This window comes from Erwinia sorbitola (assembly GCF_009738185.1).
Taxonomy (GTDB): Bacteria; Pseudomonadota; Gammaproteobacteria; order Enterobacterales; family Enterobacteriaceae; genus Erwinia; species Erwinia sorbitola.
In genome coordinates, this window is sequence record NZ_CP046509.1 from 848,436 (window position 1) to 863,424 (window position 14,989).

Annotated in this window: 13 protein-coding genes; 9 read left to right on the plus strand and 4 right to left on the minus strand. The window is 54.9% G+C overall.

What is annotated here, in order from left to right:
* Positions 1-88 precede the first annotated feature (88 nt).
* The gene (gene creD / locus GN242_RS03845) at positions 89-1,456 is read left to right on the plus strand and encodes a cell envelope integrity protein CreD (protein WP_156286940.1); all 1,368 of its coding nucleotides are present in this window, start codon (positions 89-91) and stop codon (positions 1,454-1,456) included.
* 70 nt (positions 1,457-1,526) lie between these two features.
* Here the strand turns inward: creD and fldB are convergent, their stop codons facing one another.
* A complete protein-coding gene (fldB, locus tag GN242_RS03850) occupies positions 1,527-2,045 on the minus strand; it encodes a flavodoxin FldB (RefSeq protein WP_156288178.1) in 519 nt (172 codons plus the stop codon).
* Between the two features lie 180 nt (positions 2,046-2,225).
* On the opposite strand from fldB, the gene xerD reads away from it, so the two are divergent.
* From xerD to lysS, 5 genes are all read left to right on the plus strand, one after another.
* A complete protein-coding gene (gene xerD, locus GN242_RS03855; protein ID WP_156286941.1) occupies positions 2,226-3,119 on the plus strand; it encodes a site-specific tyrosine recombinase XerD in 894 nt (297 codons plus the stop codon).
* Between the two features lie 46 nt (positions 3,120-3,165).
* Positions 3,166-3,870: a bifunctional protein-disulfide isomerase/oxidoreductase DsbC gene (gene dsbC, locus GN242_RS03860; protein WP_154753548.1), complete on the plus strand. Its 705-nt coding sequence runs from the start codon at positions 3,166-3,168 to the stop codon at positions 3,868-3,870.
* 5 nt (positions 3,871-3,875) lie between these two features.
* Positions 3,876-5,594 carry a single-stranded-DNA-specific exonuclease RecJ gene (gene recJ / locus GN242_RS03865; protein ID WP_156288180.1) on the plus strand — a complete coding sequence of 573 codons (1,719 nt, stop codon included), beginning with the start codon at positions 3,876-3,878 and terminating at the stop codon, positions 5,592-5,594.
* Positions 5,595-5,777: 183 nt separating this feature from the next.
* Positions 5,778-6,876, plus strand: a protein-coding gene (gene prfB / locus GN242_RS03870) for a peptide chain release factor 2 (protein WP_156286942.1) whose coding sequence is annotated in 2 segments (ribosomal slippage) — positions 5,778-5,852 and positions 5,854-6,876 — 1,098 coding nt in all. Because the reading frame shifts where the segments join, the coding sequence is not laid out codon by codon here.
* Between the two features lie 9 nt (positions 6,877-6,885).
* Positions 6,886-8,406, plus strand: a complete 1,521-nt coding sequence (lysS, locus tag GN242_RS03875; RefSeq protein ID WP_154753551.1) for a lysine--tRNA ligase — start codon at positions 6,886-6,888, stop codon at positions 8,404-8,406.
* A gap of 65 nt (positions 8,407-8,471) precedes the next feature.
* Here the strand turns inward: lysS and GN242_RS03880 are convergent, their stop codons facing one another.
* On the minus strand, positions 8,472-9,095 hold the full coding sequence (locus GN242_RS03880) for a S1 family serine peptidase (RefSeq protein ID WP_156286943.1): 624 nt from the start codon (positions 9,093-9,095) through the stop codon (positions 8,472-8,474).
* Between the two features lie 517 nt (positions 9,096-9,612).
* On the opposite strand from GN242_RS03880, the gene GN242_RS03885 reads away from it, so the two are divergent.
* Positions 9,613-10,782 (plus strand): MFS transporter, encoded by a 1,170-nt coding sequence (locus GN242_RS03885; RefSeq protein ID WP_154753553.1) that lies wholly within the window; start codon positions 9,613-9,615, stop codon positions 10,780-10,782.
* On the opposite strand, the gene GN242_RS03890 is transcribed toward GN242_RS03885, so the two are convergent.
* Complete coding sequence (locus GN242_RS03890) at positions 10,779-11,699, minus strand: LysR family transcriptional regulator (protein WP_154753554.1); 921 nt, start codon at positions 11,697-11,699, stop codon at positions 10,779-10,781. The two genes, GN242_RS03885 and GN242_RS03890, sit on opposite strands and share 4 nt — an antisense overlap.
* Positions 11,700-11,824: 125 nt before the next feature.
* On the opposite strand from GN242_RS03890, the gene lysA reads away from it, so the two are divergent.
* Complete coding sequence (gene lysA / locus GN242_RS03895) at positions 11,825-13,078, plus strand: diaminopimelate decarboxylase (protein WP_156286944.1); 1,254 nt, start codon at positions 11,825-11,827, stop codon at positions 13,076-13,078.
* Between the two features lie 77 nt (positions 13,079-13,155).
* Here the strand turns inward: lysA and GN242_RS03900 are convergent, their stop codons facing one another.
* Entirely contained in the window at positions 13,156-13,467 is a 312-nt protein-coding gene (locus GN242_RS03900) for a PTS lactose/cellobiose transporter subunit IIA (protein ID WP_195918384.1), read from the minus strand.
* A gap of 181 nt (positions 13,468-13,648) precedes the next feature.
* Here GN242_RS03900 and GN242_RS03905 point away from each other — a divergent pair, with 181 nt between their 5' ends.
* Positions 13,649-14,983, plus strand: coding sequence for a PTS sugar transporter subunit IIC (locus GN242_RS03905; protein ID WP_156286945.1), 1,335 nt, complete (start codon positions 13,649-13,651; stop codon positions 14,981-14,983).
* Positions 14,984-14,989 lie beyond the last annotated feature (6 nt).

Below are 14,989 nucleotides of genomic sequence, written 5' to 3' on the forward strand. Positions count from 1 at the left end.
CGCTTACTTCACCGTCTCTTCACATAACTTCATTTTCTCCCCATTCAGGCGGGCTATCTTCTGCGCTATACACACAGGAGAATCCAACATGAATAAATCCCCGGTATTATGGAAAATGCTCACCCTGATTGGCTGCCTATTGCTGCTGCTGGTTCCACTCAGTTTACTCAGTTCGCTCATCGACGAACGCAGCATCTGGCGCGACAGCGTGGCCGATAAGCTCAGTCAGAGCACCAGCGGCCCGCAGCGCCTGTTTGGGCCACTGATTGCCATTCCATGGAGCGAAGTCGTAACGGAAACACGCGACGGAAAAGAGGTCACGGTTCAGCGTAGTCATTTACGCTACTATCTGCCTAAAAACCTGCGAGTGGTGGGGGATCAGGAAGTAGAAAAGCGCAACGTCGGCATTTATCAGGGGCAGGTCTGGCGAACGGGGTTTACCATCAACGCCATCTTTGACAGCGAACAGCTGGCGGATATTAAAAAGCCCGGCATCACTCTTGGCGACCCCTGGCTGGTTATGGGAGTAGGTGACTCACGCGGGATCAGCAGCGTAACGCCGCTGAATATTGGCGACAGGCAGTTTGACTTCCAGCCGGGCAGCGATCTTCCCGGCAGTAGCGAAGGGCTGCATGTGGCGCTGCCTGCTGAAGTTTTACAGGAAAAAAATCTGGCGCTGAACTTCGCGCTTAAATTGCAGGGCACGCAGCGGCTGGAAGTGGTGCCTCTGGGTAAAAACAGTACCTTTGACCTGAAAAGCAACTGGCCGCATCCGGGTTTTACCGGCAGCTTCCTGCCGGAGCAGCGCCAGATCACGCCTGACGGTTTTACCGCCCGCTGGCAGAGCAGCTGGTTTGCTAACAATCTTAACTCGCTGGTGCGCGATGATTTCACCGTCAGCAGCGACAAGCTTCCGGCCTTCAGTGCAATGGTGGTCAACCCGGTCGATCAGTATCAACAGACCGAGCGAGCGGTTAAGTATGCCATTCTGCTGATTGGCCTGACCTATATGGCCTTCTTCCTGTTTGAAACGCTGACTGCGTTGCGTGTGCATCCGATGCAGTATCTGCTGGTGGGACTGTCGCTGGTGATGTTCTTCCTCGTGCTGCTGGCTCTTTCCGAACATATCGGCTTTAACCTTGCCTGGCTCACCGCCAGCCTGACCTGTGCGGCGATAAACGGCTTCTATTTGCAGGCGGTATTACGCGGGTGGCGACGCAGCCTGATGTTTGTTGGCGGTTTACTGGTGCTGGATGCCGTGCTGTGGCAGCTGTTGCAGTCTGAAGACAGCGCGCTGCTGCTGGGAACCGGCGTGCTGATGGCGGCGCTGGCAGCTGTCATGGCCCTGACGAGGAATATTGACTGGTATCGCCTGTCGGCAACGGTGATGCCGGAAGTGGCCACCGATGGTGCGCAGGATCTGGACGAAGAAGGGCGCTTCAGGCTGTGGAAATAACAGGATAATAGATCCCGGGGCGACCAAAAATAGCGGCCGCCCCGGGTGCCGTTGGCTTGCAGCGGCAGGCTTAAAGCAGTTCGGCCATCTCGGTGAGAATCTGTTCGCACCACTGTGCAATACGTTCATCGGTCTGTTCAAACTGGTTGATATCATCCAGCGCCAGGCCGACAAACTGCTTACCATCGGCAGTCAGCGGTTTTTTACTGGTAAACTCATAGCCTTCCAGCGGCCAGTAGCCAACAAACTGCACCCCGGATGGTGCCAGCACTTCATGCAGCATGCCCAGCGCATCGAGAAACCATTCGCTGTACTCTCCCTGATCGCCCATACCGTAGAGCGCCACAACTTTGTCCTGTAAATTCAACTGTGGCAGATCGGTCCAGATCGCCTCCCAGTCCTCCTGCAGCTCGCCAAAATCCCAGGTTGGAATCCCAAGGATCAGCAGATCGTACTGCTCCATCAGCGCAGGGGAATCATCTTTCAGGTTATGCAATGTGACCAGATCTTCACCGATAAAGTCACGGATCTTCTCTGCGGCCATCTCGGTGTAACAGGTGCTGGAACCATAAAACAGACCGATTTTCATCGTAGTAAAACTCATTTTTCGTAAAGTCTGGCGGCGATTATATCAGAAGCGGGCAGAAATGAGGCATAATGGGTACACTTTGTACGGCAGGTGAGTGCGCTATTATGCTGATTTTTAAGTATAAAGTTGTTTGTTGTAGCGCACTCAGCGTCATAAGAATCGCAGACAGGAGAAGTTGAGGTGCAGGATAACGATCTGATTGAGCAATTTCTTGATGCACTGTGGATCGAGCGCAACCTGGCGCAAAATACCGTCGCCTCTTACCGCCTCGACTTACGCTCGCTCTGCGATTGGTTACAGCATCACCAGCTTGCGCTGCTAACGGTTGACGCGGTGGAGTTGCAGGGCTTTCTCGCCGAACGGCTGGAGGGCGGCTACAAGGCGACCAGCTCTGCGCGTCTACTCAGCGCCATGCGCCGTCTGTTCCAGTATCTCTACCGGGAGAAACTACGGGCTGACGATCCCAGCGCGCTATTATCATCGCCCAAACTGCCGCAGCGCCTGCCGAAAGATCTCTCTGAGGCGCAGGTGGTGAGGTTGCTACAGGCACCGTGTCTCGACCAGCCCATTGAACTACGCGACAAAGCGATGCTGGAGCTACTTTACGCCACCGGGCTGCGCGTGACGGAGCTGGTTGGCCTGACCCTCAGCGATATCAGCCTGCGCCAGGGGGTGGTGCGGGTGATCGGTAAAGGTAATAAAGAGCGGCTGGTGCCAATGGGTGAAGAGGCGGTGCACTGGATTGAACAGTTTGTGGAGTATGGCCGTCCCTGGCTGCTCAACGGCAAGACGATTGACGTGCTGTTTCCCAGCAACCGTGCACAGCAGATGACCCGGCAAACTTTCTGGCATCGTATCAAGCATTACGCCACACTGGCGGGTATCGACAGTGAAAAACTGTCACCGCACGTGCTGCGTCATGCTTTCGCCACCCATCTGCTGAACCACGGGGCAGATTTACGTGTCGTACAGATGCTGTTAGGTCACAGTGATCTATCTACCACCCAGATTTACACGCACGTGGCGACAGAACGCCTGCGTCAGCTACATCAGCAGCACCACCCACGTGCCTGATTTACATGAAAATACAGCCCGCTTAGTTAGGCTATAAGGATATGAAATGAAGAAGCATTACCTGTTACTTTCGGGACTCATTGCGTTTGCCAGTGGACTGGCCCATGCCGATGATGCAGCGATTAAACAGTCTCTGAATAAGCTGGGCTTACAGCAGACCGAGATCCAGCCTTCGCCTCTGCCGGGATTTAAAACCGTCCTGAGCGAAAGCGGCGTGCTGTATGTGACCGACGATGGTAAGCATTTCGTTCAGGGGCCGCTCTATGATGTCAGCGGTAGCCAGCCGGTCAACGTGACCAACCAGCTTCTGGACAAGAAGGTGGAAGCTCTGAGCAAAGATATGATCGTGTACAAAGCGGCGAAAGAGCAGCATGTGATTACGGTATTTACCGATATTACCTGCGGCTACTGCCACAAACTGCATCAGCAGATGGCCGACTATAATGCGCTGGGCATCACCGTGCGCTATCTGGCTTTCCCGCGTGAGGGGCTGACCGGAAAAGTGGCAAAAGATATGAAATCGATCTGGTGTACCGCCGATCGCCGTAAAGCCTTCGATGCCGCAATGAAAGGTGAAGAAGTGTCACCAGCGGACTGCAAAATCGATATTGGCCAGCAGTACAAACTGGGTATTCTTTACGGTATCCAGGGCACCCCGGCGATGCTGACTGAGAACGGCAGTATGATCCCAGGCTATCAAAGCCCGCAGGATCTGAAGAAATTCCTCGACAGCCAGAAAAACGGCGGCTGATGTCAGTGAACAGTAAAACAGAACTCCGTCGCCGTGAGGCGACGGACACCGACGCTTTACCTGCCGATCTTCACCCTCTGCTACGTCGTCTCTATGCCCGTCGCGGAATCCGCCAGGCCAGTGAGCTGGAGCGCGGCGCAAAGAATCTGCATCCTTTCCAGTCCCTTAGCGGTATTCAGGCGGCGGTGGAGATTCTGCAACGGGCGCTCGCCAATAATCTTTGCATTATGATTGTGGGCGACTTTGACGCCGACGGTGCCACCAGTACGGCGTTGACCGTGCTGGCGCTGCGCAGCATGGGCGGGCAGAACGTTAAGTATCTGGTGCCTAACCGTTTTGATGATGGCTACGGCCTCAGCCCGGAAGTGGTGGAGCAGGCGGCGGCGCGCGGCGCGCAGCTGATCGTCACCGTGGATAACGGTATCTCCTCCCATGCAGGAGTTGCTCTGGCCCATGAAAAGGGCATTCCGGTGGTAGTGACCGATCACCACCTGCCGGGCGAGACGCTTCCGGATGCCGATGCCATTGTTAACCCGAATCTTAACGACTGCACATTCCCCTCCAAATCGCTGGCGGGCGTTGGTGTCGCGTTTTATCTGATGCTGGCGCTGCGATCGCAGCTGCGTAATTGCGGTGTGACCACCCTGCCGAATCTGGCTGAACTGCTGGATCTGGTGGCGCTGGGTACCGTTGCAGACGTCGTACCGCTGGATGCCAACAACCGTATTCTGGTCTGGCAGGGACTGAGCCGCATTCGCGCCGGGAAATGCCGTCCCGGTATTCGTGCTCTGCTGGAAATTGCCAACCGTGATGCTCGTCAGCTGGCCGCCAGCGACTTAGGTTTTGCCCTCGGGCCGCGCCTGAATGCCGCCGGAAGGCTGGATGATATGTCGGTTGGCGTGGCGCTGCTGCTCAGTGAGGATCTGGGCCAGGCGCGCATGCTCGCCAGCGAGCTGGATGCGCTTAATCAGACGCGCAAAGAGATCGAGCAGGGGATGCAGTCGGAGGCGCTGGCACTGTGCGACCGTCTTGAGGCCAGCAGCGAAGCGCTGCCGCTCGGCATTGCCATGTATCATCCGGAGTGGCATCAGGGCGTGGTGGGTATTCTGGCTTCACGCCTGAAAGAGCGCTTCCACCGCCCGGTGATTGCCTTTGCACCAGCAGGTGATGGCACGCTGAAAGGCTCCGGACGTTCAATTGCCGGGCTGCATATGCGCGATGCACTGGAGCGGCTGGATACTCTCAATCCCGGGCTGATCATCAAATTTGGCGGTCATGCAATGGCGGCCGGGTTATCGCTGGAAGAGGCTAACTTTGACCGTTTCCGTCAGTGCTTTGCCGACCTTGTGGGCGACTGGCTTGATGCCGAATCCCTTCAGGGAGTGGTCTGGTCAGACGGCGAGCTGATGGCGCAGGAGCTGACGCTGCCCACCGCTGAACTGCTGCGTGAAGCAGGGCCATGGGGCCAGGCGTTCCCGGAACCGACCTTTGACGGGAAGTTCAGGCTGCTTCAGCAGAAGCTGGTGGGCGAGCGTCACCTGAAAGTGATGATTGAACCGCTTGGCGGTGGGCCACTGCTCGACGGTATCGCTTTTAACATCGATACGGCGCTCTGGCCGGATCCGAGCGTAAAACAGGTGGAGCTGGCCTATAAGCTCGACGTCAATGAGTTTCGCGGTAACCGCAACGTGCAGCTAATCATCGACCACCTCTGGGCGTTGTAATCTGATGTGTATCGCATAGCACTGAACGCACAAGATGCGTTCAGTGCTACAAACCGTACGCTGTTTCGGTTAAACTGCACCGTTACATTTATACCCTTTATTCTTCAAGCTTCAGGTGCGTTGGTTGCTTCGAATTATTGGGGGTAAACGTCCTTTTCGATCACCTAAAAAGATCTCAAAACCATGTTTGAAATTAATCCGGTAAAGAACCGTATTCAGGATCTCACTGAGCGCAGCAGCGTTCTTCGGGGGTATCTTTGACTATGATGCCAAGAAAGAACGCCTTCAGGAAGTAAACGCTGAACTTGAGCAGCCTGATGTCTGGAATGAACCTGAACGCGCCCAGGCGCTGGGTAAAGAACGTTCCGCATTAGAAGCCGTTGTTGAAACTCTGGATCTGATGGAACAGGGGCTGGAAGATGTCGCTGGCCTGCTGGAGCTGGCCGTTGAAGCGGAAGATGAAGACACCTTCAATGAAGCAATCGCTGAACTCGACGTGCTGGAAAAGAAACTTGGCGAATTAGAATTCCGTCGCATGTTTTCCGGTGAATACGACAGCGCTGACTGCTACATGGATATCCAGGCGGGTTCTGGCGGCACCGAAGCACAGGACTGGGCCAGCATGCTGCTGCGTATGTACCTGCGCTGGGCAGAAGACAAAGGCTACAAAACCGAAATTATCGAAGAGTCTGACGGTGAAGTGGCCGGAACTAAATCCGCCACCATTAAAATCGTCGGCGACTATGCGTATGGCTGGTTACGTACTGAAACCGGCGTACATCGCCTGGTACGTAAAAGTCCGTTCGACTCCGGCGGTCGTCGCCACACCTCGTTCAGTTCGGTGTTTATCTACCCGGAAGTGGACGACAACATCGACATCGAAATTAACCCGGCCGATCTGCGTATCGACGTTTACCGTGCCTCAGGTGCCGGTGGTCAGCACGTCAACAAAACCGAGTCGGCGGTGCGAATCACCCACTTACCGACCAACATTGTTGTGCAGTGCCAGAACGACCGTTCCCAGCATAAGAACAAAGATCAGGCCTTCAAACAGCTGCGCGCCAAGCTGTATGAATACGAAATGCAGAAGAAAAATGCGGACAAGCAGGCGGCGGAAGACAACAAGTCTGATATCGGCTGGGGCAGTCAGATCCGCTCTTACGTGCTGGATGATTCCCGCATCAAAGATCTGCGTACCGGCGTGGAAACACGCAATACTCAGGCGGTTCTGGATGGCGATCTGGATCGTTTTATCGAAGCAAGCTTGAAAGCAGGTTTATAAGGAACTCACATGTCTGAACAACAACCGCAGGCCGCTGATGCCGCGATTGAACTGAATAATGAACTGAAATCGCGTCGCGAAAAGCTGGCTGCACTGCGTGAAACTGGCGTGGCCTTCCCGAACGACTTCCGCCGCGATCGCACCGCTGATACGCTGCACGCCGAGTTTGATGGCAAAGAGAACGAAGAGCTGGAAGCGCTGGGTCTGGAAGTCAGCGTTGCCGGCCGTATGATGACCCGCCGCATTATGGGCAAGGCATCTTTCGTGACTTTGCAGGACGTTGGCGGCCGTATTCAGCTGTATGTGGCTCGCGATGATCTGGCAGAAGGCATCTACAACGAACAGTTCAAAAAGTGGGATCTCGGCGATATCGTCGGCGCACGCGGTAAGTTGTTCAAGACTAAAACCGGCGAACTGTCTATCCACTGTAGCGAACTGCGCCTGCTGACTAAAGCACTGCGCCCGCTGCCGGATAAATTCCACGGCCTGGCCGATCAGGAAACTCGTTACCGTCAGCGTTATCTTGACCTGATCTCGAACGACGATTCGCGTAACACCTTCAAAATTCGCTCTCAGATCATGGCTGGCATCCGCAGCTTTATGGTCGGTCGCGACTTTATGGAAGTGGAAACTCCGATGATGCAGGTGATCCCTGGCGGTGCGTCTGCCCGTCCGTTTATCACCCATCACAATGCGCTGGACATCGATATGTACCTGCGTATTGCGCCGGAGCTGTATCTGAAGCGTCTGGTGGTGGGTGGGTTCGACCGCGTGTTCGAAATCAACCGCAACTTCCGTAACGAAGGTATTTCGCCGCGTCATAACCCAGAGTTCACCATGATGGAACTCTATATGGCGTATGCGGATTACAAAGATCTGATCGAACTGACCGAAAGCCTGTTCCGCACCCTGGCTCAGGACGTGCTCGGTACCACCGTGGTGCCTTACGGTGAGCAGGAGTTCGATTTCGGTAAACCGTTCGAGAAGCTGACGATGAAAGAAGCGATTCTTAAATACCGTCCGCAGACCGATCTGGCCGATCTCGATGATTTCGATAAATCCGTCGCGATTGCTCAGTCTCTGGGCATCAAAGTGGAGAAGAGCTGGGGGCTGGGCCGTCTGGTCACTGAGATCTTCGAAGAAACCGCCGAAGCGCATCTGATCCAGCCAACGTTTATTACTGAATACCCGGCTGAAGTATCGCCGCTGGCACGTCGTAATGATCAGAACCCGGAGATCACCGATCGCTTTGAATTCTTTATCGGCGGACGTGAAATCGGTAACGGCTTCTCAGAGCTGAACGATGCGGAAGATCAGGCAGAGCGTTTCCTGCAACAGGTTAACGCCAAAGATGCCGGTGATGATGAAGCGATGTTCTACGATGAAGACTACGTGACGGCGCTGGAGCATGGCCTGCCGCCAACGGCGGGTCTGGGTATCGGTATCGACCGTATGGTCATGCTGTTTACCAACAGCCACACCATCCGTGATGTGATCCTGTTCCCGGCCCTGCGCCCAAGCAATAAGTAAGCGTAACCCGAAGCATCAACGGTCAGCATCTTTGCTGGCCGTTTTTTTTCGCGTCAGCGAAGTTATCAGGATTTCACGGCTTCATTCAGCCAGTCTTTAAATCGCGCATAAGGCACATAGAGTGATACGTCTTTGTAGAGTGTTTTGCCGCTCTTCATATCGTTAATTCGTTTGCTGTAGCCAACAATCACCCCACCAATCGAATCGTCAGAGGCGTTATACACCGCGCCACCGGACATACCCTGCACTACGCCCGCATCGGACGCTACCACCACACAGCTGACTTTATTCCAGGAGTTTTTCAGCCCGGTATTGATCAGATTGGTGCCCGTCGATGCCACCGGCATGGCTGAAATAAAGCTGTAGCCATACAGATTAATCTTGTCACCAATCAGCCCGTTGCGAAAATGCAGCGGCGGCACGTTATCATTTTTGTGATACACCACCGCCAGATCGCATTCAGGATGATAAGACTTCACCCGATACATGGAGAATTTCGCCACGTGGGCTGCGGTCAGGCTGTACTCGGGCGTCAGGGGGATAGTGGTACCCAGCGTACCCAGCCCCAGCACGGTAGGAATGCCGGTGACCGTCATATCTACCCGGTCATGCGCTTCACTGCTGTACTGGTACTTCCCTACGGAACACCCCCCCAGAAACAGGGCTAGCAGGCAAATGGCGAGTCGCATCGGGTCTCCTCAGTGATGAGTCATTCAGGTACGGCAGGAATTGTCATAACCTCTATTTACAGGCATATCGGCCATCTGTCGCAGAACTTTAATGTATCAAATGCTACGTCGAATCTGGCGTCAACCAAAGAGCAGGCAGCAAGTCTCACTGGGAATTTCAAAATCTCAGATGAATCGCAGAAAAGAATGATTAGAAAAAATGATGTAATCCAATATTAACGCAAAGTATAGCGAAGAAAAATGACAAAATGAGCGTGCGATCGCGTTTTTTTCCTTTGGGTTTACTCTTTCCTGACCATTCTTGCCTGTGAAGCAACAGACTGTTGCAGGCAGCGGGCTGTAAGCCTTTAAGAAGCTGTGCTTTAATTAACTGCTGTGACGCAGATCAATTTTCCCGTCATACTCCGAACCGCCGACCTGTCGTCGGCGACTCAACTTATTTCGATTATTTCAACCTGACCATCGCGGCCCTCTGCCGGCAGAGGGCAGGTTTACTTTTATCCTGGGAGTGTGTGACATGCCTGTTTCATTACTGGCGCTGGCGCTGAGTGCCTTTGCTATCGGCACCACGGAATTTGTCATTATGGGGCTGTTGCCGGAAGTGGCAAATGATCTGCGGGTGTCTATTCCGTCTGCGGGCTGGCTGATCAGTGGTTATGCACTGGGCGTGGCAATTGGTGCGCCGATTATGGCGCTGCTGACGGCAAAGCTGCCGCGTAAACGGACGTTAATCCTGCTGATGGCGATCTTTATCGTCGGCAATATTCTCTGTGCGCTGGCTTATACCTATAACCTGCTGATGCTGGCCCGTATCGTCACGGCCCTGTGTCACGGTGCTTTCTTCGGCATCGGGGCGGTGGTTGCCGCCAGCCTGGTGGCCCCCGGCAAACAGGCGTCGGCAGTGGCGCTGATGTTTACCGGTTTAACCCTGGCTAACGTGCTGGGCGTGCCGTTAGGTACCTGGTTTGGTCAGATGTTTGGCTGGCGTGCCACGTTCTGGGGCGTGGCGGTAATCGGCGTACTGGCGTTTATCGGCCTGATTGTCAGCCTGCCGACCAATCGTGATGAAAAACCGGTGCATCTGGCTTCTGAAGTCAGCGCGCTGAATAACGGCAAGCTGTGGTTGTCATTGCTGATGACGGTGTTTTTCGCCGCCGCGATGTTCGCGCTGTTTAGCTATATCGCCCCGCTGTTGTTGCAGGTAACGGGAATTACCGACCGTGGCGTTAGCTGGACGCTGTTCCTGATCGGCGCGGGCCTGACCGTGGGGAATATCCTTGGGGGGAAACTGGCCGACTGGAAAGTGTCGTTTAGCCTGATCCTCAGTTTCTCACTGATTGCGCTATTCTCACTGCTGTTCAGCTGGACGAGTCACTCGCTGTGGCTGGCGGAAATCACCCTGTTCCTGTGGGCGATGGCGACCTTTGCGATGGTTCCGGCGTTGCAGATTAACGTGGTGCGTCACGGAAAAGATGCGCCGAACCTGGTGTCGACGCTGAATATTTCTGCCTTTAACGTTGGGAATGCGCTCGGTGCCTGGGTGGGCGGGGCAGTGATTGGTGGCGGCTACGGCCTGACTGCGGTTCCGGTGTCGGCTGCCGTGCTGGCGGCCATCGGCCTGCTGGTTTGTCTGTATACCTTCCGTGGCTCACGCGGGCAATCACAGCCCGCCAGGGCCACGCACTAAACCAGACGCAGTTGCAGGCGCTGGCTGAACAGGCCCGCCTGCTGTTGCAGATGCTGACTAAAAGCCTCCACCAGTGCTGAAGCAGGGCGGTGGCGTGGCCGGATAAGACTGACGGTGAACGGCACGGCAATGCTGAAACGCCGTATCACCACTCCGCTGTCGGCGTAATCCAGCGCCGTCAGCGGATTCACAATTGACACCCCCACACCCGCCCTGACCATTGAACAGACCGATGCCGCGCTGTGCGTCTCCATCACCATCCGACGCTGTACTCCATGCTCGTTAAATAAACCATCCAGCAGCTGCCGGTAGCTGTCAGTACGCGACAGGCTGATATAGCGCTCACCAGCAAAATCCTGCGGCGTCAGGCAATCGCGGCTGGCCAGCGGATGCTGCTGCGGCAGGACACACACTTCATCGCCGGTAAACAGGGCGGTACGCTCGGTGCCAGCCGGGGTATGGATGGTTTCAGTCAGACCCAGATCGTAACGCTGTGCAGACAGCCACTCCTCCAGCAGCGGTGACTCCTGTGGAATAATATTCAGGCTGAGATCCGGATAGCGCTGCATAAACGGCTGACAGAGCAGCGGCAGCAGCGACTGCGAAAAAACCGGCAGGCAGGCTATCGACAGCTCCCCCTGGCGAAACTGACGCAGCCCCTCGGCGGCGCTGATAATGCGATCCAACCCATACCAGGAGCGTTGCACCTCTTCAAACAGCCTCAGTCCCTGCACGGTCGGTTGCAGACGGCCGCGCACCCGCTCAAACAGTTGCAGACCAATCAGCTTTTCAAAGCGTGCCAGCTCGCGGCTGACGGTGGGCTGGGAAGTGTGCAGCAGCTCTGCCGCCTCGGTCAGATTGCCGGTGGTGACCACCGCATGAAAAATCTCAATATGACGCAGTGAAACTCCGGCCATTCTCGGCTCCCGTCAGGTATTAAGGATAAGGCCATATCATGGATGAATAGAGTGCGATAAAAAAGATATTTTTCCCCCGCCTCTGGCTGTGGCGTAATAGCGCTACAAACCTATGGAGATTTCTTATGCCACGCCTGCTTACCGATACCACCACCGCGTTGACTCAGGACAACCTGCTGCCGCTGGCGCGCAGTTACGGCGGCCCGTTTTGGGCTTATGATGCCGACATCATTCAGGCGCGTATCCGCCAGCTTCAGCAGTTTGATGTGATTCGCTTTGCGCAAAAAGCCTGCTCCAATATTCATATCCTGCGCCTGATGCGCGCAGCGGGGGTGAAAGTTGACTCCGTATCGCTGGGCGAAATAGAGCGTGCGCTGGCTGCCGGATATCAGGCGGGTGGCGATGAGATTGTCTTTACAGCCGATCTGCTGGATGAGCCGACGCTGGCGCGGGTTGCGGCGCTGAAAGTGCCGGTGAACGCCGGTTCCGTCGATATGTTGCACCAGCTTGGCCAGGTATCACCCGGCCATCCGGTATGGCTGCGGGTTAACCCGGGCTTTGGTCACGGACACAGCCAGAAAACCAACACCGGTGGCGAGAACAGCAAGCACGGTATCTGGCACGGCGATATGGGACTGGCGCTGGAAGCGATTCAGCAATATCAGCTGAAGCTGGTGGGCATTCATATGCATATCGGTTCCGGCGTTGACTATGCACACCTCGAGCAGGTTTGTGATGCGATGGTGAATCAGGTGGTGAGCTTTGGTCAGGATCTGGAGGCGATCTCCGCCGGAGGCGGCCTGTCGATCCCTTACCACTTTGGCGAAGAAACTATTGATACCAGTCACTATTATGGCCTGTGGGATGCAGCGCGCCAGCGCGTGGCGCAGCATCTGGGGCATCCGGTGAAACTGGAAATCGAACCGGGGCGTTTCCTGGTGGCGGAATCTGGCGTGCTGGTCAGCCAGGTACGCGCCGTTAAGTCGATGGGCAGCCGCCACTTTGTGCTGGTGGATGCCGGATTTAACGACCTGATGCGCCCGTCGCTGTACGGCAGCTATCACCATATCTCAGCGATTGCCGGGGATGGCCGCGAACTGGACGAGCAGCATACCGTCGAGAGCGTGGTGGCCGGGCCGCTGTGTGAATCAGGTGATGTATTTACTCAACTGGAAGGCGGCAAGGTGGAAACCCGGGCATTGCCTGCGGTGAAAGTGGGTGATTATCTGGTCTTCCACGATACGGGCGCTTACGGTGCATCAATGTCGTCCAACTACAACAGCCGCCCGCTGATCCCGGAGGTGTTGTTTGAAAACGACGAACCGCGTCAGATTCGCCGCGCACAAACCGTAGCCGAGCTGCTGGCGCTGGAGTTGTAATCCGGATCTTCTAAAGGGTCAGGTACGCCTGACCCGGGATGAGACGTGCCTGTTGCCGTATTGCCGCTGAAGTTCCATCACCCGGCAAACATCTCTTTCCTCAACAATACAATTTCCTCTGCCAGATCGCGGCACAGCATCGCATTCATCAGATGATCCTGCGCATGCACCAGGATCAGCGTCACCGGCACTTTGCCACATCCTTCATCAGCGCCAATCAGCTGTGTCTGTATCTTGTGCGCGGCTTTTGATGCTTCCTGCGAAGCCATCAGCGCTTCATCGGCCAGCTGCCACTCGCGTTTACGGGCGTGCTGAATTGCGCTCATGGCGTGAGATCGTGCTTCACCCGCATTGATCAGCAACTCCATCATCGTCTGTTCAAAATCCATCATCGCCTCCATTGGTATACCAAAATTGGTTTATTAATCTTATTGGAATACCAGTAATCGCTTCTGAGACGTTAATCACAGTAAATAATCAGCAGTTGTTTATTTTTGGTATGCCACAACAGCGGAAGTTGCACAAAGATCAATGCCGGGATGCCAGACCCCTTACCTTGAGGATTCACACATGTCTCTACAGGATCGGCTAATCGACTCGCTGGGGAGTTTTGCCACTAAATTCAACAGCTACCGCTACATCATGGCGATTAAGTCATCATTTATTACCCTGATGCCGGTGATTATTGTCGGTGCATTCTCGGTGCTGATTTCCAATATGGTGCTGGATGGCAAGAACGGTCTGGCGAGCTTTGAGTCGCTGTCATTCCTCGCGCAGCTTAAGCCCATCACCTCCAGCATTAACTACGCGACCCTGAGTTTTCTCAATATCGGCGCAGTGTTCCTGATTGGCATCGAACTGGGGAAAATCAACGGTATTAAAACGCTGTTTCCCGGCCTGCTGGCGATCATCTGCTTTATTGCCGTGACGCCGACTACACTCTCGATGATGGTCGGTGGCCAGATGCAGGTGGTAACCGATGTCCTGGCAAAACAGTTCTCTGATACCAAAAGCCTGTTCCTCGGGATGTTTATCGCCATTCTTTCAGTCGAGATCTACTGCCGCCTGGAAAATATCGATCGGCTGAAAATCAAAATGCCGGATACCGTACCGCCCAATGTGGCGGCCTCGTTTTCGGCGCTGATCCCGGCGATTATCACCGTCTCAGCCATTGCCACCTTTGGCTTTATCTTCCACCGCGTCACCGGCATGTTTCTGTATGACGCGGTGTATAAAATTGTGCAGGAACCGCTGGAATCAGTGGTACAGAGCCTGTGGGGCATTCTGCTGCTGATGTTTGTTGCCCAGCTTTTCTGGGTAATCGGTATTCACGGCAACCAGATGGTAAAACCGATCCGTGAACCGCTGCTGCTGGGGGCGATTCTGGTTAATATGAATGCGTTTGAGCAGGGCAAAGAAGTACCGAATATCATCACCATGCCATTCTGGGATGTGTATATGAGCATCGGCGGTTCCGGGCTGACCATCGGCCTGCTGACGGCGGTAATGCTGGCGACCAAACGTAAAGAGATGCGCGAAATCGCTAAACTCTCTTTCGGCCCTGGCCTGTTTAATATTAATGAGCCGGTGATTTTCGGTATGCCGATTATGCTCAATCCGATCCTCGCCATCCCCTTTATTATCACGCCGTTGATCACCGGATCGATTGGCTACTTCGCCACGGTTACCGGTTTTGCCGGTAAAGCGGTGGTGATGGTGCCCTGGACCACGCCGCCAATCATTAACGCCTGGCTCTCTACCGCTGGATCCATGGGGGCGGTGGTCACGCAAATCATCTGTATTCTCGTCTCTGTTCTGGTCTATCTGCCGTTCGTAAAAATTGCCGCGCGCCGTGCGGAAGCCGCTGATGCCAAAGCACTACAGCCTGAAATCGCGAAAAATTAAGGAGCT